This is a genomic window from Exiguobacterium sp. s11, assembly GCF_018619015.1.
Lineage (GTDB): Bacteria > Bacillota > Bacilli > Exiguobacteriales > Exiguobacteriaceae > Exiguobacterium_A > Exiguobacterium_A indicum.
In genome coordinates, this window is the sequence record NZ_JACSNF010000002.1 from 65,424 (window position 1) to 92,358 (window position 26,935).

Below are 26,935 nucleotides of genomic sequence, written 5' to 3' on the forward strand. Positions count from 1 at the left end.
CCTTACATAGGATGTGTCCTGATTATAGCAAATTTATACGTAGAAGACATGCGCCAAAAACAGTACATTTGTTCTTGTTTGTGAGATAATAAGAGTAAAGAAAAACGAGGAGGAGGCTTTCTTGATGAACCATATGCATATTGGTCGTGCCGGTAGTGGGAAAACGACACAATTGATCGAGCGCGTCGTACAAGAACTCGAGCAACGACCATTAGGGGAGAAGATGTATTTCATCGTTCCAGATCAGATGTCATTTGAAATGGAGCGGCGGATTGCGACAGATGAACGGATAGCAGGTCTTGTTCGTCTTGAGGTCATGAGTCTACGGCGCTTTGCGTTTCATATTTTACGCGATTACGGGAATCAAGCGATTCCATTTCTTGATGAGACGGGGACACAGCTATTACTGCGACAGGTCGTTGAGGAATCAGAAGACGAACTGAAGATTTTTAAACGAACTAAAAACATGCCAGGATTTTTCCAAGGACTTGATGAGCTCATTGCGTCGTTTAAACGTTCGTTGATTGAGCCAGACATGTTGCGTCAAGTGAGTGATCGCTCTCTCGAACGGTCACCGAAATTAAACGACCTTGCGTTGATTTATGAGCGCTTTACGGAACGAATTGTCGATAAAGCACTCCATGCAGACGATTACTATACGACGTTACTCGAATTACTTCCCAAAGCGCGACTGGATCAAGCGACGATCATCGTCGACGGATTTTATGAATTTTCGCTCCAGGAACAACAAGTTTTACTCGCCTTGATGCAACAAGTGGCTGAAATGCATATTAGTTTTACAATGGACGCAACGGATCCTTATGCGAAACAAACTTCTTTTGGTGTGTCTCAGCGATGCTACATGCAGTTGATCGGTCAAATGCAGGAGCTGTCGATTCCATACGAAGAAATCTTGTATGATCAACCAATCAAGTTTCAATCAGAAGGGCTACGACATTTGGAGCAGGCCTTGTTGAAGCCGGGATATCCTCCTGTCGATCATGACATTGACGGCTTTCAGATGACAGCTGCAGTTAACCGTCAAGTTGAAGCAGAATCAGCCGTGCGGAAAGCGATTCAACTCGTTCGACAAAAAGGGTATCGCTTTCATGAGATGGCATTCGTCGTGCGACATCTTGAGCCGTATGCGGATCACTTGGAACGAGCCTTCCACATGTATGATGTTCCATATTTCTTGGATCAACGTGAGTCGATGGTTCATCATCCGCTTGTTGACTTGATTCAATCCGCTTTAGACATCGTGACATCGGGTTATCGGGAAGAAACAGTCTTTCGTTTACTGAAGACGGAGCTCTTGCCGATTCCCGCAGAAGATGCGCGTCTAGCGCTCGATCGTTTCGAGACGTTCGTGCTCGAACGCGGCATCAAAGGATCAATGTGGCAACAACCGTGGCAATTAAAGCGACGCTTAGCAGAGGAAGTTCGCTTAACGGAAGAGGAGCTTGCGCAAGAAGAAGAACTGAACCATTTACGAACATTCGTCGTCGACTTGATTGAACCGTTGCACCGTAGGTTAAAGCAGGCGAAGACGATGAGCGCGTATACGAAAGGTCTTTATCAATTCCTCGAAGAACAAAAAATTGCAGAGCGTTTAATGGAATGGCGTAAGCAGGCACTAGAGCAGGATCAGTTACTTGTTGCCCGAGAACATGATCAAGTATACGAAGCGATACTTCATCTATTCGAACAGCTAGAAGCTGCTGCGCCTGAGCATACTTTATCGACGGAGCTGTTCGTTCAGATGGTCGAGACAGGACTTGAGAGCCTTCGTTTTGCACTTGTTCCGCCATCGCTCGATCAAGTGATCGCGACGGACTATGTCCGTGGACGATTACAACGAGTAAAAGTCGTCTTTTTACTGGGAGCGAATGATGGTCTGATTCCGTTCGTTCAAGATCAATCAAAGTTACTGTCCGAAAATGATCATGACTTTTTACATGAACATGGTATTCCGGTTGGGAAAGCGTCTCTTGATGTGTTTGATGATGAGCTGTTTTACCTGTATCAAGGGATGATGGCTCCAAGTGAAGCCTTGTATGTCAGTTACGCACTTGTCGATGAAGAAGGAAAGGCGCTTCAGCCGGCAGCGATCACCAAACAATTAAAGCGACAACTGTTGCTCGATCGTCCGATCAAAACACACTTTGCAGAAGCTGGGGAACACGCACCGCAAGAACAACTTGATTTTGTGACGAGTCCAGATCGCGCGGCAGCAGCGACAGCGATTGAACTCCGGCGTCTTCAACGACGTTATCCGATTCAACCGATTTGGTTCGAAGTGTACAACACGCTTCTCGAAAATGGACAGGGACGTGAACGGATGGGGTTATTCTCGAGTGCCTTGTTCTATCAAAATAAAGCGGAAGCCTTGCCGGAAGGGTTGGCGCATCGTTTATATGGTGATTCACTGCAAGCGAGCGTTTCGCTTTTTGAGACCTATAACGCCTGCTCGTATAAGCATTTTGCCCGATACGGACTTCGCTTACGCGAGCGAAAGCTGTATAAATTTGAAGCACCAGACATCGGAAATCTGTTCCACGGTGCATTAAATGATCTGTCGCTCAGTATTAAAGCTTCCGGACGACACTGGCGAGAGGTCGATGGCGAGACGTGCGGGACACTTGCGAAGGAAGCTGTCGAAAAGGTGACACCGGAAATTCAGAATGCGATTTTGATGAGTTCGAGTCGGTTCGGGTATATCAAGAAAAAATTGACGGATGTCGTGGAGCAAACAGCTAAAATGCTTGTGGAACAAGCAAAACGAACAGATTTTGAACCCGACTTATTTGAAATCAGTTTTGGGAACGCGACGTTCCCACCATTACGCTTTACGTTACCGGATGGAACAGAAATTGAATTCACGGGTCGCATCGACCGGATTGATCAGGCGACGATCGGTGATCAGCTATACGTTCGAATCATTGATTACAAATCGAGTGCTCGAGGACTGGATTTTGCGGAAATCTATTATGGGCTTGCGATTCAGATGTTGTTGTATTTGAAGACTGTCGTGGAGCAGTCGGAGTTGCTCTATCAGCGGCAGGCAAAACCAGCTGGTGCGTTATATTTCCACGTCAAAAACCCGATGTTACGGGGCGATTTATCGGCTGACGAAGAAGAGCGCAACCAACTGTTACTCGAGTCCTATCAAATGCAAGGCGTCATTCTCGAGAATGACGAGGTACTACGAGCGATGGATCATATTGCGTACGATGAACGAAAAAAATCACCGCTTGTCAAAGTGACATTCACAAAAAACGGACTGCATAAGACGCAGACGAAAGGTGTCGTACAAGAGGAAGATTTATCAGCGCTGATGGATCATGCATGGGAGGCATTAAAAGACAGCAGTCAAGATATCTATGATGGGGATATCGCCATCAATCCATTCGATTATCAGGAACGGACACCGTGTAGTTTTTGTGAGTATCGTTCAGTCTGTCAGTTCGATGAATCGCTTGGGAATCAGTATCGCCCATTAAAACCGATGTCTGAAAAAGAGGTACTGGAACGGTTGAAGGAGGAAGAAGAATGAGCGTGCGTTGGACAGAAGAACAACAACAAGCCATTTCAGCTAGAGGTGGACATATCCTCGTCTCAGCGGCAGCGGGATCAGGGAAGACAGCGGTCCTCGTTGAACGGCTGACGCAACGATTGATTGATCCCGAAGATGAGCTGTCGGCTGATCGGATTCTCGTCGCTACCTTTACGAATGCGGCAGCACGTGAGATGAAGACGCGGGTCATCGAGGTCATGGACCAGCGCATCAAAGAGGCACCTGATGATTTGTATTTGAAAAAACAGCGTCAATTGATGAACCGGGCACAAATTACAACGATTCATTCGTTCTGTTTGTCGATTCTGCGCGAGAATTATTACCGGATTGGTTTAGATCCTGCGTTTCGAATTGCCGATGAATCTGAATTACTGTTATTGCAAGACGATGTCTTAGAAGCGGTCTTTGAGTCCTTTTATGCTTCTGAGGACCCAGGATTCTATGATTTGATTGATAGTTATACGTCAGATCGCGATGATCAAGCGATGCTGACACTGATTTCGAATCTCTATCGGTTTTCCCGTTCCTTACCGGATCCGGAAGCTTTTTATGCACATTTAATCAGTCAGTACGATCAGCCGATTGACCCGGATGATTCTCCACTCATGCAACGACTAGTCGAATTAGAGTGGGAAAGTCTCTCGAATGTATTAGGACGTTACCGAGAACTTGCTTTTGAGCTGGAGCAGTCTGGTTATACGGAAATGGGACAGATGATGCTTCAGGACATTGCTCCTTTTACCTCGCTTGAGACGTCGGCACGCCACTGGTCGATGGTTGCGCTTGCTTTTCAAGCAGTAGAGTTCGGTCGCTGGAAGAGTCCACGCGGGGATGAAGGAATCAAACCGTTTCAAGCAGAGCGGACGCGACTCGTAGCGGAGTTCAAGAAAATGAAAGAGCTGTTCGTCCAAAAGACTGGTGTTGATTACTTGGAGGACTTGCGGTCGCAGCTTCGACACGTGGAGACGATCGTGACACTCGTACGTCAATTTGCAAGCGATTATCTCGAAGCGAAACAACAACGTGGTATCGTCGATTTTTCGGATCTTGAACATTTTGCATTAGAGATTTTGACGGACGAAGGACAACCGTCAGACGTGGCAAAACTTCTGAAGGAACGCTTCGTTGAAGTACTGGTCGACGAATATCAAGATACGAACGAGGTTCAGGAACGCATCATCCAATTGGTCTCGAAAACGGATGAGGCGACAGGAAATCTATTCATGGTCGGTGATGTCAAACAATCCATCTATAAATTTCGTCATGCAGAGCCAGGATTGTTCCTTGAGAAATTCAAACGATTCCAACAGACCGACGTTGGAACACGGATCGATTTAACAAAAAACTTCCGGAGTCGTCTTGAGGTGCTGGATGGAACGAATCAAATCTTCCGCCAAGTGATGGATGAGACGGTCGGGGAGATTGATTACGATGAGGCCGCGCACCTTCGACTCGGGAATCTGAGTTATCTCGAATCGGAGCAAGTGGCGCCTGAATTACTCTTGATAGATCCACTTGATAGTGAAAAGGAAGAGGTTGAAGCACGAGCGATTGCGACGCGAATTTTAGAACTCGTTGATTCGAAGCATCCACATCTGATTTACGATGCGAAATCGAACCGATTCCGAACGTGTGAATACCGCGATATCGTCGTCTTAGCACGGTCGCGTGGTAAGCGTGTCCAAGCGCTTGTCGAAGTGCTCGAACAGTATGAGATTCCGGTCTATGCGGATACGACGGGCGGATACTTCCAAGCGACGGAAATTCAAATCATGATGGCATTGCTCAAGACGATCGATAATCCGCTTCAAGACATCCCATTCGCGAGTCTGTTACGATCGCCGATTTTTGGGGTGGCGGATCGAGATTTAGGACGGATTCGAGCAAAACAAAAAGAAGGAAGCTTTTATGAGGCAGCGCTAGCAATGGCGGCAGAGGAATCATCACTCGGAATTCGAATGGATGAAATCATCCGTCAGATTCAATCATGGCGAACTGAAGCGCGTGGGAGTGCCCTACCTGCCCTCATTCGATCGCTCTTTGATCAGACCGGCTATTTTGAGTACGTCGGCTGTCTCGCCGGAGGAAAAAGTCGTCAAGCCAACTTGAACGCCTTATATGAGCGAGCGAAGCAATATGAGACGTCCGGTTATCGTGGACTCTATCGTTTCCTTCGTCTGATCAATCGATTAATTGAACGAGGAGAAGACTTCGCAGAAGCCCGTTCGCTTGGAGAAGACGAGGACGTCGTTCGCATCATGACGATCCACCAATCAAAAGGACTCGAGTTCCCCGTGACGATCGTCAGCCAATTGACGAAGCAATTCAACAAACAGGATCAAATGCAGGCGATTCAGTTGCATAAGACGTATGGTATTGCCCTGGATGCGATTGATCCGATTCGTCGTTTGCGATCTGGGACACTCTTAAAAGAAGTCATCCGCCGGGAAATGGATCGAGAGATGAAGGCAGAAGAGATGCGCGTCTTGTATGTTGCGATGACTCGAGCGAAGGAAAAGTTGATTCTCGTCGGGACAGTCAAGGATTTAGAAGATCAAATGGCGACCTGGCAGATGACGCCACCAGATGAAGTCTTACTTCCTGAAAATGACCGGCGCCAAGCGAAGAGTTATGCGGAATGGGTCGTTCCGGCAGTCTTACGCAGCAGTTTACTACGTCCGGATGAGACGGATTGGTCGATTCGCGTGATGTCTTTAGAGGAGTTAGCACCGTATCAAGAAATCTCAACACTCGTGGAGCAACTCGAACATGTTCAGAAGCTTGAAAAAATCGATGTGCCGGTTAATTCGCAAGTCAAAGAAATCGTCGAAGCGGCATTTTCGTATCAGTATCCGCATGCGCTTGCGACAGAGACGGCAGCAAAACAGACCGTCACGGAACTGAAGCGGGCGGAACAGCTAGAACGTGCAGCATTCGAAACGACATATCGCCAGACGACGTATTACCGTACGCCACAATTCCTCGGACCTGTTTTAAGTGGAGCGGAACGAGGAACGGTCTTACACTTAGCGATGCAATTGTATGAACCGGACGAATCGATTTCGCAACAAATCAATCAATGGGAAGCGACGGAACGAATTACGCCGATTGAAGCGACGACGATGCGGGAAGCGACAGCACAGTTACAAGGGTTCCTCGACTCTGAAATCGGACAATTGTTCAGCGAACGATTACGGACGAACCACGTCTATCGGGAGTTGCCGTTCACATATAAGATCGGGGCATCGCGTTTCCGGAAAGACTGGACAGGTCCAGTGGATGACGCAGTCATGCAAGGAATCGTCGACTGTTTGATTCAGGATGGGGAGTCATATATCTTGCTCGATTATAAATCGGATCAAATCGTTACGACGGAAGTCGGACAGACACCTGCTGATGTGTTACGGGATCGGTACGCAACTCAGTTGAATCTGTATCAAGAAGCGTTAGAAGCGATTCTTCATATTCAAATTTCACGCAAGGTCATCTATGCGTTTGCTTTAGAAGAAACGATTGATTTAATTTAAATTACTGAGACCTTCCTCATCCTCCTACTTTAGGTAGAGATGAGGGAGGTTTTAGTATGGGTCGAAAGAGGGATGAAGAAGAAGGAGGTAAAATCAGTTTCTGAAGTGATTTCCGTTTCTTATTGTGAAGGAACTGTGTAAAATAAAGAAGATATGTCACTTTGATGATGGATAATTTTGGGAGGTTTTAATAGATGGCGCGTATTTTATTAGCAGAAGACGAAGATGTCTTACGCATGTTAGTACTCGATACACTAGAAGATGAAGGATATACGATTGACGAAGCGACAGACGGTGACGAAGCGTATCAAAAAATCATGAACGCTGAGTATGATCTCGTTTTACTCGATTACATGATGCCTGGAATGACAGGGATTGAAGTCATCGAAAAAGTCCGACAACATCCAGATAAGCAACACTTAAAAATCATGATGTTGACGGCTAAAAGTCAACAATCAGACCGCGAACGAGCAGAAGAAATCGGAGCGAATTACTTTTTCTCGAAGCCCTTTAGTCCGTTAGAACTGATTGATGTCGTGGGAGGAATACTGAGTGATCACCAAGTGGATTAATCGAAAAATCGGACGTCAACTCATGGCCTCCTTTTATGTCGTATTAGCTACATTGATGATTTCATCATTGATCGTCTACAACTACACCGATACGAAACTGCAGGCGACTCGGGCGAAATTAGAAGATATCCGTGACCGGAGTGCACGTGCGGGCGCTTTATGGGAAGAGTGGCAGGATGTCCAGTTCAACATGCGCGGTTATGCCTTGATGGGGAATGGTGATCTATACAATCAAGTCATGGCTCAACAAGATAAGATTGATCAGCAAACAGAATGGTTCGAAAAAAATGCGATTTATGATCAAGGAAAGGCATTCGCCCAGTCCTCGAGAGAATTGTATGGTTATTATTTCGATGCGATTTTGCCGCTTATTCAATCGTATGTCGAAGCGAAAGAATCTGGAGATGTCACGGAATCCTTCTTAAAAGGAACAACACTTGCTGAATTGCCACTTGGTCAGCGATTATCAGCTGAAGGTAAGATTCAATTAGATGCTCAAGGAAACATTGATGTACTCTCGGAAATCAATAAGAGCGAGCTAGCACTCGGCGGTTATCGTGAATTTTTAGAGGATTGGGCACAACGGACGAGCGACCAACTGGAACGGGAAATCCGGACGACACAGCTGATTTGGTTAGCGAATATCGTCGTCTTACTTGCCGTCTTGATTTTCTTTATTTATCCGTTTATCCGCCGCATCACGATGGAATTATTATCTCTCGTCAAGAACAGTCAACGGCTTGCGAACGGTGAAGATGTTTCGAGCGTTAAAGTACCGAATCGTAAAGATGAAATCGGAATTCTGGCGTTATCCTTCAATCAGATGGCAAGTTCGATTTCCGAGAACAAGCAGCATTTATTAGCGAAAAATGAAGAATTACAAGCGCAACAGGAAGAATTGCAAGCACAGCAGGAAGAATTGCAAGCACAGCAAGAAGAACTCGAAGAAGCATTAGAGCTGACGATGCGGAATGAGCAACATCTGCAGTATCGGAATGATTTGACAGAAACGCTCGCGGCGCGTGAGTCGTTGACTGCTTATCCGGAAATCATCGAGAAACTCGTCACGATCACGGATTCTGAGATTGGTGCATTAGTATTTGTTGATGAAGAAGATAGTTATTCTGTCGTTACGTATGGAATGACGGATGAATTGGCAGAACAGCTGCTTCAAAACGATGCGTCTCTCTTAAAACGAGCTGAGTCACTAAAGTCACCTGTTCATTCTTCTAAACAAGTCGCAAGCAATCATCCATTGCCATATCCGTACTATATGTACGAAACAGCTGTACCGATTCTCGACCCCACTGCAGATGATATCATTGCGTACATCTACCTTGTCCGTTACCGCGATCAGTTTACGAACGAACAGATGCGTGATGTCATGTCCTTCTCCCGCCAATTATCGCTATCGCTTTTACGGATGCGGCTGTTTGACGAGATGACGAAAGAGAAAACGAAGACGGAGCGGATTCTTGACTCGATTCGAGAGGCCGTCATCTATCTTGAATTGGGTAAAGAAGAGGTCTTCGTCAATCGACCATTATACGATTTATTCCCGGAATTACGTTATGGTGTCCAGACTGAACAGGAGACATTGCAAACGTGCTTAGAAGTCATTCGATCCGTTGTCGACGAACCAGAAGTCTTTAGCCGTTATGTTGATGCAGTTCTGCGTGGAGAATTACCGACTGATAGTTTACAGTTCTCGATTCGAAACGAAACGGTATTCATTCAATTTTATGTCGAGGTGATCCACATCCATCACGTACATAAAGGAACGATGCTCGTCATGCGTGATGTGACGAAAGAGACTGAAATGGATCGTTTGAAATCAGAACTCGTTTCAACTGTCTCTCATGAACTTCGGACGCCACTCTCTTCGATTTACGGATTTACAGAACTCATGCTCAACCGAGACATCGAAGAGTCGCGCCAAGATCGATATTTGCGGACGATCCATTCCGAAACGGAACGTCTTGCGAATCTCGTTAATGATTTCTTAGATGTCCAGCGCATGGAGTCGGGCACACAATCGTATAAAAAAGCATCCGTGAACATCTATACGATTGCTGAAGAAACGACACAATTTTATGCGGCTTCGACACAGGCTCATCGGATTACGTTCCGTCACGAGGGAAATCAGTTGCCTGTCATTGAAGCAGACGAAGAAAAAATCAGACAGTTGCTCAATAATTTATTGAATAATGCGGTGAAATATTCACCATCTGGTGGTGCGATCGATGTCGTACTCACGACATCACTTGATCAAGTTATTCTTCAAGTTCGAGATGAGGGAATCGGGATTCCAGAACAATCGCTGAGTCGTCTATTCGAAAAGTTCTATCGCGTCGATAACTCGGATAGTCGAAAAATTGGTGGGACTGGTCTAGGACTAGCTATCTGTAAGGAAATCGTCACGGGTCATGGTGGAGAAATTCATGTCGAGTCAGTCGTGAAGGAAGGTAGTCTTTTTACCGTCAAATTTCCACTTGTCCAGTCTACACATGTGACAATCTCCTGAAAAAACCATATATCAACAAAATAACACTAGGTGTTCGTCCTGAAATCAGATACGATGAAATAGGAAAAGAAAGGAGGAAATGAAATGCCAATCACAGCATTCGTTCACACACACGTCTTACTTTGGGTACTTTTATTGGTTACGTTCTTCGTCGCCTTTTCGATGTACAAGAACAACAAAAAAGCTGCAAAAGGGATTCATATGGCGTTCCGTCTTTTACTCTTATTGACGTTCGCGACAGGTCTTTATCTGTACATCAAAATCATGGGGATGTCTGAAAATCCAGACCCACTCTACCATGCGAAGATTACACTCGGCTTACTATCGCTCATCTTCGGAGAGTTGACACTTGTTCGACTTAAAAAAGGAAAAGCTTATTCCGGTTTCGTCATCGGATTCATCGTACTCGTCCTTGTGACAGTATTCCTAGGCTATTCACTCCCATATGGTATGAAATTTTTCTAAGTTCATGCGAAATCAAAGAGTCCTTTTCGACCTTACAGGTTGAAAGGACTCTTTTTGTCATGTTCGTTAGTAATTTTTGTTTACAAGTGGTTGTTATTTGGGAAAAGGGATGTATTACACAGTAGAGAGGGGAACGCTTGTGGCACAGTTGAAGGAATGGACGAAAGTTTTCCGGGCACGAAAATGGATGAAACGCGCAGAACCGGTGTTACCACTTTGGCATGGGTATATCGGTTATAAATATGGATTATTCGATGCTCTTCAAACAGGGGCAACACAAGCAGAGACACAGTTACGAATGCAGCGTCCGCTGACACAGGAAGCGTTATCCCGCTGGTTCGAAGTTGGCGTCGCAGTCGGTCACTTGAAGAAAAAAGATTTGCGATATACAGCGACTCGCCATGTTCTTCCGGAACTCTCTCAATCAGACGATCGCAGTATCGGATTCATGTTATCGGAAATGATGGAGCTGCACTTGCCAGCACTATTCTCTTATCCTCAGTTTTTAGAAGAGGGTCAACAAAAGACATTCAATGGAGAGGAACATGGAGACATCGTGGCTGAAACTTCAGCTCTCGTTGAGACTGTTGCTTTCCCGGCAGTACGCCATATCATTCGGAGTCGTAACCTGACCTCACTACTTGATATTGGTTGTGCTTATGGTGGATATCTCCGTAAAATTCACGAGGCATTGCCGGACTTACGACTCGCCGGAATCGATATTGAAGAATCCGTCATCGCCGAAGCAAAACGACGAGATACGAGTGGAGAGATTGATTTTGTCGTCGGGGACATTAAAACGTTTGATGTGAAAGAGACATATGACGGTGTCATGATGAATAATATTTTGTATTACTTCCCGCAACCGGAGCGCCTTGCGCTATTAGAAGGAGTTCGTCGTTTCGTCAAGGATGATGGAACAGTCATTCTCGTCACACCATTACGCGACAGTTCACACGGTGCACCATTCTCAGCAGCATTCAATGCCTTCATGACGTTGCATGAGAATCTGTATCCATTACCAAGTAAGGAAGAATTGAAAGAAGATCTATCGAAAGCTGGGTTTGAAAACATTTCGATCACACCGTTCCTAAAAGAAGGTGCCTGGTATATTGTGACTGCAAACGCCACTTCCTAAGCGAAGTCTGGCGTTTTTACAGTTAGAAGACAGTTCAAATTTGTTGCTTTTACTATGTGCTTAGTATAATAGTTGAACGATGAGAGATAAAAAGGAGAGATTTGGGTGAAGCGACGCGTAGCAGTGATAGGAGCAGGACCTGGGGGACTTGCATGTGCCTTGTTATTAGCAGGAAAAGGAGTAGACGTCACCGTTTACGAAAAACAAACGCAAGTCGGTGGACGAACTTCTGCCGTCAAGCTAGGTGACTATACGTTCGATCGAGGACCAACATTCCTTAATATGCCGCATATTTTAGAAAACGTTTTTCACGAAGCCGGTCTTCGGTTAGAAGATTATTTAGATTTAAAGGCACTTGATCCGATGTATACACTCTATTTCAAAGGAGGAACAGAGGAGTTTACGATGACGACGGATCGGGACCGGATGAAAGAGGCAATCGAACGACAATTTCCTGGAAACGGAGAAGGGTACGATCGATTCATGGCGGAGCAAGCACTTAAGCTTGGAAAACTCATGCCAATCTTACAGACACGTCACGATCGGCTGACGGATTACTTATCACCGCGTGTCTTAACGGCACTGCCACGCCTATCGCTCGGACGATCGCTTTATGATGTTTTATCCGATTACTTCACGAGCGAAGAATTGAAGTATTCCTTTACATTCCAAGCGAAATACTTAGGCATGTCAGCTTGGGAATGTCCGGGTGGTTTTTCGATCTTGTCTTACATGGAACATGCTTACGGTGTCCACCATCCGATTGGTGGGATGCATCAAGTACCGCTTGCAATGCAACGTGCGATTGAGGAGCTAGGCGGAACCGTACAGTTGGGTGCGGGCGTCGAACAATTGATTTTAAACGGAAAAGCTGTCGAAGGAGTCATCCTCGAGTCAGGTCAACATGAGTTATTCGATGAAGTCATCATCGGTGCCGATTTCGCACATGCGATGAATCATCTGGTGCCGGAAGGGGTTTTGAAAAAATGGTCCCGACCAAAAATTGACCGCAAAAAATTCTCGTGTTCGACGTTCATGTTATACCTTGGTGTCAACCGGACGTTCGATGCACCACACCATACGATTTACTTTGCAGAGGATTATGAGAAAAACGTTCGCGAGATGACGCAGACTTTAGAATTGTCGGATGACTTTTCATTCTATGTCCAAAATCCATCCATTCTTGATCCAACGCTAGCACCTGAAGGCAAGTCTGCTATGTATGTCCTAGTGCCGGTGCCGAACAATTACTCTGAACTCGATTGGTCGATCGAAGGACCGAAACTACGTCGTCGTGTTCTAGACGCTCTTGAAACGCGTTCACCATATCAAGGGATTGAAGCGGCAATCGAAGTCGAAGAGATGTTCACGCCAGACGACTGGGAAGCGATGGGAATCCATCAAGGCGCGACGTTCAATCTCGGTCATCAGTTGACACAGATGATGTATTTCCGACCGCATAATCAATTTGAAGAGCTCGATCATCTGTATCTCGTCGGAGGTGGCACACATCCGGGTAGCGGATTACCGACGATTTTCGAATCCGCGCGTATTACGGCAGAACTCGTGCTCAAAAAAGAAGGGGTGCGGACATGAAGATAGGATTCGTAGGAGCCGGTGTCGGTACACTGCATGCAGCGCTTTTGCTGACAGCAAGACATCCTGGAGTCGAGATTACGATTTTTGAAAAAGAAGCGCATGTCGGTGGTCGATTACGATCCGTCGATTTTGAATCGGGTGGCCGCATCGATGAAGGTCCGACGATCGTTCTGATGCCAGGCAAGTTAAAAGAGCAGTTGGCAGAAGCCGGAGTTACGGGAGTAGAACTTGAACGGGTCGATCCATTGTATGACCTTCACTTCGACGATGGTACGGTCGTTACGAAAGTAGCCGATGTCGTGGATCAAGCGATCGCGATCGAACGTCAATTCGGTGAAGGTCGTGGATTTTATGAATTCATGCATCAAAAAGAAAAGGATTATGAGACGAGTGTATCGAAATTTTTAGAACGTGGTTATCGTCGGAAGACGGAGTTGTTGCACCCAGACATGATGCGTCCATTATTACAGATGCATGCTCTAGAGACTGCACATGACCATTTGAAGCGATACTTCAAGAGTAAATATTTGCGCATGGCATACAGTTTTCCGACATTTTATATCGGCGGAAACCCTTATACAACACCATCGATTTACGGTTTGATTCCGTACCGGGAACAAGCAGAAGGTGTCTGGTATGTAAAAGGTGGCTATTTCTCGCTTGCTGAACGCATGTACGACACATTAGTCGAACGTGGTGTCCGATTCGTCTTCGAGGCACCCGTTGAACGAATCGTCATCGACCAAGGACAGGCGAAGGAAATCGTCTTACAAGATGGCACACAGGAAGCATTCGATCAAATCGTATTAAACGGAGAGTTTCCATTGATGGAACGTCTTGTAGAAGGTAAACAACCTAAGACCTATACGCCTTCAGGCGGTACGCTACTGCTGTATTTCAAGATGAAAGGGAAAGTCGATTTACCGGTGCATCGCTTTTTGATGCCAAACGACTTGGAACCGCTCATGACGAATATCTTTAAAAAAGGACGATTACCAGAACATCCGGCAGTCTATCTGTTCCATCCGAGTCGGATTGACCGTAGTTTAACAGGAACAGACGATAGTGTCGTCTACTCATTAATTCCTTCTCCGCGAGGCTATGGTGTAGAAGATTATGAAGAAGTAGACTTCATTGAGACTGTACTTGAAAAAATCGAGCATCATCATCCGGGATTCCGGGAAAAGATACAAGAAATGAAGATTCGTACACCGAATGATGCACAGGCCTTTGGATTATATCAGGGAGGTAGTTTTGGGATTGCGCCGACGATTCGCCAATCGGCTGCCTTAAAGACACAGGCAAAACCGTATCCGGATATCGATCGATTATATGCCGTCGGTGCATCGGTGCATCCGTGTGGAGGAGTACCAGTCGTCATGATGGGCGCAACGATACTCGTAAACCGAATGGAACAAGAGATGGGGTGGAAACATGAATTCAGTGACGATCCAGAACGCGTATATCAAATGTGAGGAAGTCATTCAGTCCGGATCTAAGACGTTCTATAAAGCCTTTTCACTCTTACCAAAAGCAGATCGACAAGCTGTTTATGCCATCTATACATTTTGCCGGTTCCTCGATGATACCGTCGATGAGTCGGATACGCCGAAAGAGAGTTTACTGGCTTTCTTGAATGAATTCAAACGATTCCGTGATGGCGAAGTATTAGATAAACCGTTATGGATTGCGTTGGCAGACGTATTTGAACGTTATGAAATGGATGAGACACCATTCCTTGAGCTCGCGGAAGGGATGCGTTGGGATATAGAGAAAAATCGTTATCAGACGCTTGAAGAGACAGAGCAATACAGCTACTACGTAGCGAGTACGGTCGGTTTGATGTTGTTGCCCATCCTTGCACCGCAACAGCCTGATCTTCGTAAGTCTGCTATCGATCTTGGAATCGCGATGCAATTAACGAATATTTTACGAGATGTTGGTGAAGATGCAAAACGCGGCCGTATCTACTTGCCTCATTCATGGATGGAGACATACGGTGTCACAGCGGAGTCGTTACTCGCTGGTCGTCCTTCAGGAGACTTCATCGGTCTCTGGGAAGAGGTTGCACTTCGAGCAGAGCATCTGTATGACGCGGCGATTCCATCGTTTGAACGGTATCCACGAGAGAGTCGGCGTGCTCTTAAGGCTGCTGCCTTCCTGTACCGCGGTATACTCGATGCAGCGCGGGATAATCACTATGACGTCTTTACAAAACGGGCATACGTCAGCCGTTGGCAAAAAATGAAGTTACTTGCTACGATTTAATACATGACCATAGAAAAAAGACCTTGGCGGGGACCAAGGTCTTTTTTCTATGGTCTGAGACCGGGGAGTCTCAGATTACTTCTACACCAGAGCGAACATCTGGACTACGAGATAGGTCTGTTTCGACCACGGGGATGGTCTTTTCTTTATCGAGCTATCTGTGGACCAAACGGATGAGACGATCTAAGGGGGAACGTCGTAAGTCATGCGAATGGACACACGATGAGTCACGTGATGAAATGGGTGGGTCCCATTTGATTTCGCTGGTTAGAAAAAGTAAGTTCTTCAACGCTCTTGACTCGGGGAAGTCACCTTGCGCTTGATTGAGGATGTGGGGTCAATCACTACCTCTTGAACTCGAAGTAATCGTATCAAATCTTAGTTGTCCGTACAAGTGATTGATATGCAATTCACATAACGTTCACAGGGTAGCGGCGACAGCAGAGACGATTCGTTCACTTGCTAGTTTTCCTGAAAGCGTCACCATTGGACTACCACCACCAGGATGCGTTGATCCACCGGCAAAAAACAAATTGTGAACATTTTTTGAACGGTTGCTCGGACGGAGGAAAGACGACCGGATGCCATTGGATGACAAGCCATACAATGAGCCGTGATAGGCAAAGAAGGTTTGTTCGATATCCTGTGGCGTGACCCGTTGTTCGAAGACGACATCGGACGAAATATCAATCCCAAAGGACTGCAATCGTTGATTGATCAGTTGATCATACGTATCAAAATCAATCGCATGTCCAGTATCCGTTGCAGGTGCATTGACGAGCACGAATAAGTTATCACCCGCTTGTCCCATTTCTGGTGCTGTGACGGAAGAATTCGAGATATAGATCGTCGGCTCCTCAGCGTAACGTTTTTCATCAAAGAGTGCCTTGAACTCAGCTTCGTAATCCGAAGAGAAGAAGACGTTATGATGAGCCAGCCCTTCGATCCGACGTGAGAGACCGATACATCGAACATAGGCAGAAATCGACGGTTCGACTTGAGCAGGTGTCGGATTTTTAAAATCAGGTCGTGCCGTTTCTGAGATCAGACGTGGATATTGTGTCAACAAATCACCGTTCATGACGACGAAGTCAACCGGTAGATATTCCAAGTGATTCAATTCAATTTCCGTTGCTTGTCCATCGACGACTTCGATCTGTGTCACTTCATCGCCAAGACGGAAGACGACACCTAGTTCTTTTGCACGTCGGGCGAACCCTTCTGCGATTGCTGTATTACCGCCATTTGTGAAGTAGACACCGTCATTTAGTTCTAAATGAGCGATTAAACTGAAGGTAGCGGGTGTTTGATACGGACTACTCCCGATATACGTCGCATAACGATCGAGTGCCTGAATTAACCCTTTATCCTTAAAGTAGTGCTTATGCAACCCATGAAGGTTTTGAAAGGGATGCACTTTCAACATGTCTCGCCAGAGGGAGGGGCGGATATACGAATCAATATTCGTAAAGAATTGTTGTTTTGCGATCGTATGCAACTTCGCCACTTCTTCTTGGTAACCCGTAATATCGTTCTTCGCCAACTGACCGTTCGTGAAACGATCTACTTCTGTCCGCATCGCTTCGCGTCCAGACGAGAATGTTAATGTTCGTCCGTCGGAAAAATGATTGACCGTATGACGTTCAAGTTTCGTGAATGTAAAGTACTCATCGGGATCCGCACCGGATTCAAGAATGACAGACTGAAAAACTTCCGGCATCGTGATCGTGTTCGGACCAAAATCGAAGCGATGTCCTTCTGTGACGATCGGCATCATTTTGCCACCGATATGTGTATTACGCTCGATGACCGTGACGCGAAATCCTTTTGCTGCTAATGAGATGGCAGCGCTGAGTCCACCAAGACCGGCTCCGATGACAGCTATATGTTTCATGCTACTGATTCCTCCTTATGAATAGGTCCTACCCTTCCATGTGATTTCCCGTTTCCTAAAGCTTCGAATCATTGCACTTGCTAGCAAGATGACATAAAGGAATACCGCGAGAGGATGGAGCCACCAAACATGTCGGATTCGTGCCGCACGATCGATCCGGAATCGTGCTAAGTAAAGAAGAATCAGTGCGCCACCCATCTGCCAGGATGGGTGAAGGATGAGATAAGGTAGGACACTTGCTTGAACCAAGTAAAAGAGTAGAAAGTATAATCCGACGACGTAAGAATCGTTCATCCCACGAAAGACATTCTTTAGAAAACCTTGCCAGACTTCGTCGTTCGTGGCGTACATATCACAAGAGACTGCTGGGGCGACTTCGACGAGCGTCGTCGTTAACCCGTTTCGTTTAAATGTACGACAAAGTTCTAAGTCGTCAACGAGAGCCGATTGAATACTTTCATGTCCACCGACTTGATCATACGCGTGTCGTTCGACGAGGACGACCATGCCGTTAGCAGCAGCAAACGCTGGATGCTTCACTTTGCGAAACGGAATCGGAAGATGCTGTGCAATAAGAACATGTTGCATCGGAATCAAACACTTCCCGAGAAACGTCGGTACAGGAAAGGACGGGAAACCGGAAAGGAAAACGGCTTGTTCTGTTCGTAACGTTCCGTATAAGCGACAAATCGCATCCGGTGTCAGTGTCACATCAGCATCGAGAAATAACAGATAGTCCTCTGTCGTTCGTTTCGCGAGTTGATGACATGCATGAACCTTTCCTGCCCAGCCTGTTGGTAAGGGAAGACCATCAATCACTGTAAAACGGTCGTCTTGACCGATCCGATTAAGCAATAACTCACGTGTCCGATCGGTCGAGCGGTCTTCATATAAGTAAACGTGCATCCCTGGTGTCAGAGCGGGTTCTAATGCGTCTAATAATTTTCGTACATTACGCTCCTCATTCCGTAACGGGATGCAGATTGCTAGACTATCTGGTTGAACGGGATCCGTTAATCGTGGTAAGAAAGCTAAATTGATCCATGTGTAGAGACAGACAGCTAGAGCGAAGAAGAGAAAGAACCAACTCATGACCGAAGTTCCCGTAACCAGCGCTCCGTTCGTGCAGGAAGTGGTTCCCTTCGGGTAGAGATACAGCGATACAAATCAACACGTTCCGCAATGGCATCTGCTCGAATGTCGTCGTATAAATCAGTTAGTTCTGTTGTCAGTCGTTTTGCCTGAGCACTTGACCGTTCGTTAGGTAATGGACGAAAACGACGCGTCCGGATGTAGACGTCCGGTTGCTGTTCATGGCCATATGAATAATAAAAGGCAACGAGAGACACGTGATCCGTATGACGCGTCAAATGTGTGGCACCACTTGCTAAGCGAAGCGGACGGTCCTCTTGATGACGTTCCTCGCCTTGAGGAAACATCCAGACGCTGCTGCCATTTTGAAGTCGTTCTTTTGCATAATGAAGGCTTGTCTTGATATCAGCGAATGATGTCCGGTCAACAGAGAAAGCTCCGAGACGGGAGAAGAACGGGAAACGAGCAAGCCCTGCTTGATCGATCATGACGTAGGGGTCGTGATGAAAACAGGTCTGATCCAAATGAAAAAGAATCATACCGTCCCACCAAGAACTGTGCGTAGCAAGCATGAGACCAGGGACAGGTAGATCGTCAGCTCGATATAAGACACGGTGGAAATGACGTCGGATCAAAGCATGATCGACATACGTATGAAATACGGATTCAGCTAATTTGCTTTTGTTTGCTTCTTTCAACGATAACCCCTCGTTTCACAATGAAATAGACGATGAATGCACTTAAGCTGACTAAAGTGACGCCATAGAGACCAGCAACTCCTGCTGTTACACCGAATAAAGTGTGCAACATCAAAAAGAGATACTGATTGTTTTGTTCGAGTGCGGCATCCGTCGCCTTGACTTGATATCGATTGATGAAAAAGGAAAAGACGAGCGCCGTTCCATACCACCCGAAGAAATTCTGTGTCGGAATATCGTAATACCAGCCACCGTCTTGCCAAAGCCAATACGATTTCACGTTAGCAGCAACAGGATCGATCGCTAAATCGAGCCAGACGGCAAACAATGGAACGAGAATCAATGTACTATAGCGAAACGAGAACAAACGGGAGAAAGCGAGACTCGCCCCCATGACCGATAGCCATGCAGCCCCGATCGTAATCGGTACACCTAATAATTGGACACCGAAATCCGACTCGTAACGATATGTTCCGAACGGCCAACCGGTATGGACCCCAATCGACTCAATGATGATCGAACCAAAGAAGATAAAGGGGATGACAAGACGCCCCTTCGGTAAGACATGCCAAAAATAGAGAGCTGCGTATAAGCCGGAAGCGAATAAAAAGACGGCATTGGCCCACTCGAGCCAAGGGGGAAGTAACGAAAAACCGACTAAGATCAAGCCGATGGTGAACCAAATCGAAAAGAAAATCCAAAGACGTTTATGAAACTGCTCCATGCGTGACATTCCTCCATTTCCAAAATAGCTTCTGTCATAAGTATACCCATATATCTTGAAAACGAGCGAGGGAGAAGCGGTCTTATAAAAAAAGTGGTCCGGCTTCTCGTAAGAGAAACCGAACCACTTCCTATCATCATCCGTTTGAATGTTGTTTTTGTTTCTTCTTTTTGATGAACGAGAAAAGGAGAAACGCGATATACAACGGAACAGCAACGAACCAAAACGTAGACCACTCATTGCTACGCGCAATCATGACATACGTCACGTATAGCAACGTAAAGGTGATGACGAACGTATGGCGCGGAACGGGAATGTCTTTAAAACTTGGAATCTTGACACGACTGACCATCAAGAAGGCAAGACCTGTAAAAACGAGTGGGACCATCAAGTCGTTCATTCGTCCGCTAAACAACGTGACGACGGCCAAAATACCACCTGCCGCTGTAATCGGTACACCTGAAAAATAAGCAGATGCCACATTCGTTGCCGATAAATTAAAACGAGCAAGACGAAATGCGCCAAACAACGGGAACAGAGCAGAGATGAGTAAACCAACTTCTCCGAATTCATAGAAATACGTATAGTAGGCCATCATTGCAGGTGCGACACCGAATGTCACGATATCTGCTAATGAGTCCAGTTCTTTTCCGAAGTCGCCTGCTACACCAAGCATCCGAGCAAGGCGTCCGTCCAGACTATCAAGCATCATCGCGATGACGATTAGTAAGGTGGCATTTTGAAAATCACCTTTTGCTGCCATGACGATGGCTAAAAAACCACAATACAGATTTCCGAACGTAAATAGGTTAGGTATTGAATTACGAACACGATCTTTCCACAAAATGATTCCTCCTGCCACTTCATCGATACTACTCATCATACCATAATTAGGAGATGGAATTCAGCCGTTCGTAAAGAGAATCCCCTGAGTGAAAGATAAAAAATCATGAGGATTCAACCGAACTTGATGTCCACGTTTTCCAGCGGATATGATGATGAATGGTTCATGGATAGCACGATCCGATAAGAGAACCTGAAAATTCTTCTTAGCACCGATTGCAGAGACACCGCCTCGAATATAGCCAGTCAGGTCTTCTAAGTCCTTCATCGGAACAAGCGCGACTTTTTTCGAATGCAATGCTTTAGCCGCTGCCTTTAGAGAGAGTTCTTCTTCCCCCGAAATGACGACGAAGACATATTTATTTTCGACCATTTTCAAAACAAGGGTTTTAAAAATGGTCGAAAGGGGGTAATTAATCTTTCTAGCGACGGCTTCAGCAGATAAGTCATCAAGATCAACAGGATAAGTGAGGGATTCGAAGTCAATCTTAGACTGCTTCAGAAGCCTCTCGACGTTCGTTTTGCTCATGTGTTTCTCCTTTGACGAGTGAGTATTGGACCCATTTCCGTCCATGCCAACGTTTCATGGCAAAAATGCCACGGAACCATTCGTCAGCAGAGAAGGCAATCCAGATTCCAAGTAAACCAAGACCGAAACCAAGACCAAGTGTATAACTGAGGACGACCGCGATTCCCCACATCGATAGAATACCGATGGCGACAGGGAAACGAACATCTCCTGCCGATTTAAGAGTTCCCATCAGTACGATGTTCATTGCGCGACCTGGTTCAAGAATGACACTTGCCCAAAGTAGTGGGATACCGATTGCAATGATTTCAGGACTCGATGTGAACGCTGATAGAATCGATGAACCGAATGAAGCAAGTGCAACAGCTGAGATGAAGCTTGCGAAAACAGCAATCTTCAATGTTTTCACAGCACGTCCATATGCTTGTTCAAATTGTTGCGCACCAACTTGGCGTGCGACGAGTAACTGCGTTCCTTGAGCGATGGCAAGCGTGAATAGGAAACAAAGCATCGTGATGTTTGATACATAAACACGAGCAGACAACGCTGCTTCACCAATTGTTGCGATGAATCCTGTGATGATGAGTTGTGAGAATTGATAGGAGATCCCTTCACCAGCAGATGGGATTCCGATGTTCATGATTCGTTTCACATCTTCACGATTAAAATGAATCAAGTCTTTTACTGTAAAACGTAAAGAAAGTTTGCGGTAAACGACAAAGAACAAGACAAGGACAGCGATTGTCCGGGCGACGACAATCGACCAAGCGACACCAGCAACACCGAGAACGGGAATGCCGAAGAGTCCAAGAACAGCGATGACGTTACCAAAAGCACTAACGAAATTCATGAGTAGCGTGACGTACATAGCATTTTTAGTGAATCCATGACTCCGGAGAATCGCACCCAGTGTCAATGAGATGGCTTCTAAGAAAAGGAATAGACCAACGATCTTAATGAACGTTTCGCCATAGACGAGCGTCTCTCCTTCTAACGAGAAAAATCCAAGAAGTTGTCTTCCGAACAACACGACGGTCAGAGAAACGATGAGACCGGTATACAAGTTAATCGCAAAAGCAGAACGAGCCGTTTGACGAGCGTTTTGCGTCTTTCTTGCACCGAGGTACTGACCAATGATGATCGTTGCACCGACCGAGGTGATGTTAAAGAGAATAATGAAGATATTCAAAATTTGATTGGATACACCGACTGCCGCAGCAGCGCTATCCGAGTAATAACTTAAAATCAACGTTGCAATGATCCCGAGGCTCATATGCAATGCAATCTCAATGAATAATGGCCACGTAATGTGGAATAAGCTTGGTTGCTTGACTGTTTTCATAAATAAATCCCCTTTGTTTCATAAAACGAATAGTGTTTCTTTATCTTTTTGAAACTATACGCCTTCGATTTTCATAATGAAAGAGGGTTTTTTGTCTTTCATCGAAAAAAAAGAGATTTAAAAGGATTTTCATAAAATATCACGAATACATCATAATGAACAATCATTCATTTTTTAAAGGTAGGGGAATCTGATGAAACGAGAAATGCATTATGTCGTCAAGGATCAAATCGCAACGCTAACGCTAGCTCGACCCAAACAACTGAATGCATTAACGTCGAATTTACTAGAAGAGTTGGCAGACGCTCTAGAAGAAGCGAATCAGGATGAGGAAGTACGTGTCATCGTCTTGACTGGTGAAGGACGTGGTTTTTGTGCAGGACAAGATTTGAAAACCGTCTCGCCTGAGCTCGATCATGGTGAATATCTACAACAGTATTATCATCCTGTCGTTCGGGCGATTGCTAAATCAAAAAAACCGACGATCGCTGCCATCAATGGTGTAGCGGCAGGTGCCGGTTTGTCACTAACGCTCGCCTGCGATTTCCGGCTCGTCCACGCTGAAGCGAAATTGTCGCTCGGATTCATCAATATCGGTCTTGTCCCGGATGCAGGAGCACCGTATTTCTTACCCCGGCTAATCGGTGCGGCAAAAGCAACGGAGCTTGCGTTACTCGGTGACACGATTTCAGCAGAAGAAGCCGTTTCGCTCAATCTTGCGACACGAAGTATCCCATCAGAGAAATTTGTAGAAGAGGTCACAGCGTTTGCTCGTCAGCTGGCAGATCGTCCGACAAAAGTGATCGGGTACATCAAGCAGCTGCAAGCAGCGAGTTATGAAAGTAACTTGGAGGAAATGCTTGCTCAAGAAATCATCTATCAGTCACGTGCTGGAAAAACGGAAGACCATCGCCATGCTGTTGAATCCTTCATCGAAAAAAAACGCCCTGTTTTTGTCGGACGATGAATCGAGCATACTTTATAGAAGAAAGACGTCGGAAACGCACGATGCGCCGACGTCTTTTTAATTCAATTTCTTTTTGATTTTTCGTGCGGTCGCATGTGTACGGTTCGTCAATCCTGTAGAGATACGGAATAGTAGAATTCCAAGAAAAGCAGAAACAAAAATGTATATCCCGGTCAACGTCACGAATGCACCACTAGCGAGCGTGATGAAAAGTATCGAAAATTCACCACGTGGACCCAGACAAAAGCCAGATTCGATCGCATGATAATTCGATAAACCAAAGGACCTTCCGCCGAGGTAACCGACTAAAAATTTAGAGACGACTCCCCAAATGACAAGAGCGAAGAAAAATAGATCAATCGGTAATCCGTCAGTCAACTCGAATGACATTCCGAACGTGATAAAGAACAATGGTAATAATAAGTCTTGGAACGGAGTGACTAGTCGTCTAAGATAACGCGTCTCATCCAGTTCGGTTAACAGAATACCGATGATGAAGGCGCCAAGTACTTCTGACAATCCGAATAAGATACCGATACCGGAAAATAACAAGATCAAGCCGATGATTCCGATGCCGGCATCAGGATGACGGTAGAGTGAATCGACGAGACGTTTCCGTCTTCGGATGAATAACGTCATGATGATTAAAGCAATGAATAAGAAGGCGAACCCGAGAAAGATGATGCTGATTTTGGCAACCGAGAACGTCTCAGTCCCTAAAACGAACGGGGCCGTTGTCAGTAGTATTGGTGCCATCAAATCTTCGAAGACGAGTAAGGACAGCACGAAGCGATTCACATCCTGATGTTTATGCGGTTCCCGATCGAGCAGCCGAGCAGAAATCGAAGAACTCGTCGCATATAAGACACAGCCAATCAAAAACGATTCGGCGACTGAAAAGCCAAACGATAGGGTCAACAGGATAGTCCCACCAAACGAAAGTAGAATATCGATGACTCCTGCTTTCCAAATGGAACGGAGCTGAATCAGCAAGTCCGCCACTGAAAATTTTAGACCAAGTAAAAAGAACAGGACGATGATGCCCGCTTCTCCTCCGAGTTTCAGCTCTTCGGGAGGGTCGTAATAAAATCCAAGGACGATTCCGATCAAGATGAAGGCCAGAATACTCGGAACATGGAATCGTTCACTCAAATAACTGATCGTAAATAAGCCGATGAGGATGAGACCGGCGTAAAAGAAAATTTCCATGGAGGATGTCCTCCTTTCTGTACCCTATACCCTAATTCGCTAGCATTCATTAACTCGTTTCTCTCCTGGAGAACGGATACAGAAAAAAGCCTGGACACAAAACTTCTTTTTCAGAAGGTGAGTGTACAGGCTTTTAAATGGTTATAAGACTTGAACGATCGTTCCAGAATACGCAGGGAGAGAGACATCAAGCGTCTGCTGGTGCGTGTTCGTCATTAAATCAAGCCCCCGACCAGCTTGTGGAGCGGTCAACGAAACGGGAGCATCTGAATTGTTGAAGTAGATATAATATAATCCTTCCGGGCTCATGCGACGCATGATGATTGTATTCGTCTCATCATTCGCGTGAACGAAAGAGATATGTCCTTTGTTCGCAAGCGTCTTATGTTGCTTTCGAAGCTGTAGCAAGTGTCGTGTATAGGCGAATAACTCCTGATCCTGCTCCTCTGGATCCCACGGCATACATTTTCGGCAGCCTGGATCTTGATCGCCATCGAGACCGATCTCATCACCATAATAGATGACGGGACTACCCGAGAACGTCAACATCGATAACAAGAGAAGACGAAGCTTCTGTTTGTTATTCCCAGCACGTGTCAACGCACGCGGTGTATCGTGTGATCCGATTAGATTGAAGGTCACTTCATTGACATTCATCGTGTTTGAGAACAACACATGCGACATATCGTTCGCATACGAGCTTGCTTTAGTCTTATCTAAGGCAAAGAAGTTCAAAGCGGCATTCGTAAATGGATAGTTCATGACGGCGTCAAACTGGTCACCGAGCAACCATTCCTGTGAGTCATGCCAAATTTCACCAAGGATATACGTGTCAGGGTTGACTTCCTTGACGACTTGACGGAAATCACGCCAAAATGCGTGATCGACCTCGTTGGCGACGTCGAGTCGCCAGCCATCGATTCCGAATTCTTCGACCCAGTAGCGGGCGACATGGAGTAAGTATGATTTTACTTCATCGTTCTCGGTATTGAATTTTGGCATCTCAGGTACAAAAGCAAATGTATCGTAGTTCGGTAGCGGCTCGGTCACGAGTGGGAAATCGCGCAGATGGAACCATTCTTTATAGGTGGAACGACTACCATGTTCACGAATATCAGCGAATGCTTTGTGGTGGAAGCCGGCATGATTGAAAACGGCATCTAGCATGATACGAATGCCATGTGCGTGTAACAAATCGACCATTTCCTTGAATTTCTCTTTCGTACCGAACTGTGGATCAATTTCTAAGTAATCGATTGTGTCATATTTATGATTCGATTTCGCCAAGAAGATAGGGCAGAAGTAAATACCAGTGATACCAAGTTCAACGAGATAATCGATGTGATCGATGACCCCTTGGAAATCTCCACCGAAAAGATTCGTCGTCGTCGGTGCTGTACTATTCCATGGGAGTGTACCAGCTGGATCATTCGTCGTATCGCCATTTGCGAAGCGATCTGGGAAGATTTGATACCAAACCGTATCCTGGACCCAATCTGGTGCAGTGAATACGTCGACTGCATTAAGAAAAGGAACGCAGAAATAGTAGCCAGTATCATCGAGCGGTTTTTCGTCGAACCATCCACGTTCCGTGAATACATGACTCGTTGAACCGTCATGGAGACGGAAACCATATCGTAGACGACGGAAGGGAGGTACGACATCGATGAACCAATAATCGTATAACTCATCTGATCCACTTCGCTTCATCGGTGTTTCAAATGTATTCCAGTAGTTTGATTTTGAGGGATCGAAGTTCCAATCGGCAGCATCCGGATTTTCAGTATGCCAATCGTATGGATCGCCCCATATCAAATCGACGCGATCAACGTCATTTTTTTTCGTTTGTAAACGGATGTGAATTGTTCGCTCATCATATTTATAGACGAACGGAGACATCGCACGGTGAAACACAGCTTCTTTGAACATGGCAGTCACTCCTTAACGCAATCGCTTGCATCATATTG

19 protein-coding genes are annotated in these 26,935 nt (G+C 45.8%); 10 read left to right on the top strand and 9 right to left on the bottom strand.

Going from position 1 to position 26,935, the window contains the following annotated elements; translation table 11 throughout:
• Positions 1-124: 124 nt before the first annotated feature.
• From addB to KNQ12_RS08080, 9 genes are all read left to right on the top strand, one after another.
• On the top strand, positions 125-3,556 hold the full coding sequence (gene addB / locus KNQ12_RS08040) for a helicase-exonuclease AddAB subunit AddB (RefSeq protein ID WP_214747435.1): 3,432 nt from the start codon (positions 125-127) through the stop codon (positions 3,554-3,556).
• Positions 3,553-7,104 carry a helicase-exonuclease AddAB subunit AddA gene (gene addA / locus KNQ12_RS08045; RefSeq protein ID WP_214747438.1) on the top strand — a complete coding sequence of 1,184 codons (3,552 nt, stop codon included), beginning with the start codon at positions 3,553-3,555 and terminating at the stop codon, positions 7,102-7,104. Before addB ends, addA begins: the two co-directional genes overlap by 4 nt.
• A 194-nt stretch (positions 7,105-7,298) precedes the next feature.
• Positions 7,299-7,676 (top strand): response regulator, encoded by a 378-nt coding sequence (locus tag KNQ12_RS08050; protein WP_023467390.1) that lies wholly within the window; start codon positions 7,299-7,301, stop codon positions 7,674-7,676.
• Entirely contained in the window at positions 7,657-10,200 is a 2,544-nt protein-coding gene (locus KNQ12_RS08055) for a HAMP domain-containing sensor histidine kinase (protein ID WP_214747441.1), read from the top strand. Before KNQ12_RS08050 ends, KNQ12_RS08055 begins: the two co-directional genes overlap by 20 nt.
• Before the next feature lie 84 nt (positions 10,201-10,284).
• Positions 10,285-10,665, top strand: a complete 381-nt coding sequence (locus KNQ12_RS08060; protein ID WP_023467392.1) for a DUF1516 family protein — start codon at positions 10,285-10,287, stop codon at positions 10,663-10,665.
• A 109-nt stretch (positions 10,666-10,774) separates the two neighbouring features.
• Positions 10,775-11,803: a class I SAM-dependent methyltransferase gene (locus KNQ12_RS08065; RefSeq protein ID WP_251137743.1), complete on the top strand. Its 1,029-nt coding sequence runs from the start codon at positions 10,775-10,777 to the stop codon at positions 11,801-11,803.
• Between the two features lie 105 nt (positions 11,804-11,908).
• Complete coding sequence (locus KNQ12_RS08070; RefSeq protein ID WP_214747448.1) at positions 11,909-13,399, top strand: phytoene desaturase family protein; 1,491 nt, start codon at positions 11,909-11,911, stop codon at positions 13,397-13,399.
• Positions 13,396-14,877, top strand: coding sequence for a phytoene desaturase family protein (locus KNQ12_RS08075; protein WP_023467395.1), 1,482 nt, complete (start codon positions 13,396-13,398; stop codon positions 14,875-14,877). Before KNQ12_RS08070 ends, KNQ12_RS08075 begins: the two co-directional genes overlap by 4 nt.
• Positions 14,837-15,670, top strand: coding sequence for a phytoene/squalene synthase family protein (locus KNQ12_RS08080; RefSeq protein ID WP_055966987.1), 834 nt, complete (start codon positions 14,837-14,839; stop codon positions 15,668-15,670). Before KNQ12_RS08075 ends, KNQ12_RS08080 begins: the two co-directional genes overlap by 41 nt.
• A gap of 421 nt (positions 15,671-16,091) precedes the next feature.
• On the opposite strand, the gene KNQ12_RS08085 is transcribed toward KNQ12_RS08080, so the two are convergent.
• From KNQ12_RS08085 to KNQ12_RS08115, 7 genes are all read right to left on the bottom strand, one after another.
• The gene (locus tag KNQ12_RS08085) at positions 16,092-17,564 is read right to left on the bottom strand and encodes a phytoene desaturase family protein (RefSeq protein ID WP_035398446.1); all 1,473 of its coding nucleotides are present in this window, start codon (positions 17,562-17,564) and stop codon (positions 16,092-16,094) included.
• Between the two features lie 15 nt (positions 17,565-17,579).
• Positions 17,580-18,656 (bottom strand): glycosyltransferase family 2 protein, encoded by a 1,077-nt coding sequence (locus KNQ12_RS08090; protein ID WP_214747452.1) that lies wholly within the window; start codon positions 18,654-18,656, stop codon positions 17,580-17,582.
• Positions 18,653-19,354, bottom strand: a complete 702-nt coding sequence (locus KNQ12_RS08095) for a lysophospholipid acyltransferase family protein (RefSeq protein WP_251055770.1) — start codon at positions 19,352-19,354, stop codon at positions 18,653-18,655. The genes KNQ12_RS08090 and KNQ12_RS08095 overlap by 4 nt, the downstream gene beginning before the upstream one ends.
• Complete coding sequence (locus tag KNQ12_RS08100) at positions 19,323-20,078, bottom strand: carotenoid biosynthesis protein (protein ID WP_023467400.1); 756 nt, start codon at positions 20,076-20,078, stop codon at positions 19,323-19,325. Before KNQ12_RS08100 ends, KNQ12_RS08095 begins: the two co-directional genes overlap by 32 nt.
• Before the next feature lie 136 nt (positions 20,079-20,214).
• The gene (pssA, locus tag KNQ12_RS08105; protein ID WP_174316042.1) at positions 20,215-20,961 is read right to left on the bottom strand and encodes a CDP-diacylglycerol--serine O-phosphatidyltransferase; all 747 of its coding nucleotides are present in this window, start codon (positions 20,959-20,961) and stop codon (positions 20,215-20,217) included.
• Positions 20,962-20,982: 21 nt separating this feature from the next.
• A complete protein-coding gene (ybaK, locus tag KNQ12_RS08110) occupies positions 20,983-21,450 on the bottom strand; it encodes a Cys-tRNA(Pro) deacylase (RefSeq protein WP_214747456.1) in 468 nt (155 codons plus the stop codon).
• Positions 21,410-22,792, bottom strand: a complete 1,383-nt coding sequence (locus tag KNQ12_RS08115) for an MATE family efflux transporter (protein WP_214747459.1) — start codon at positions 22,790-22,792, stop codon at positions 21,410-21,412. Before KNQ12_RS08115 ends, ybaK begins: the two co-directional genes overlap by 41 nt.
• 193 nt (positions 22,793-22,985) lie before the next feature.
• On the opposite strand from KNQ12_RS08115, the gene KNQ12_RS08120 reads away from it, so the two are divergent.
• Positions 22,986-23,759 (top strand): enoyl-CoA hydratase/isomerase family protein, encoded by a 774-nt coding sequence (locus KNQ12_RS08120; RefSeq protein WP_214747462.1) that lies wholly within the window; start codon positions 22,986-22,988, stop codon positions 23,757-23,759.
• Between the two features lie 57 nt (positions 23,760-23,816).
• Here the strand turns inward: KNQ12_RS08120 and KNQ12_RS08125 are convergent, their stop codons facing one another.
• Positions 23,817-24,968, bottom strand: a complete 1,152-nt coding sequence (locus KNQ12_RS08125; protein WP_214747464.1) for a cation:proton antiporter — start codon at positions 24,966-24,968, stop codon at positions 23,817-23,819.
• Between the two features lie 141 nt (positions 24,969-25,109).
• Complete coding sequence (locus tag KNQ12_RS08130; RefSeq protein WP_214747467.1) at positions 25,110-26,897, bottom strand: glycoside hydrolase family 13 protein; 1,788 nt, start codon at positions 26,895-26,897, stop codon at positions 25,110-25,112.
• Positions 26,898-26,935 lie beyond the last annotated feature (38 nt).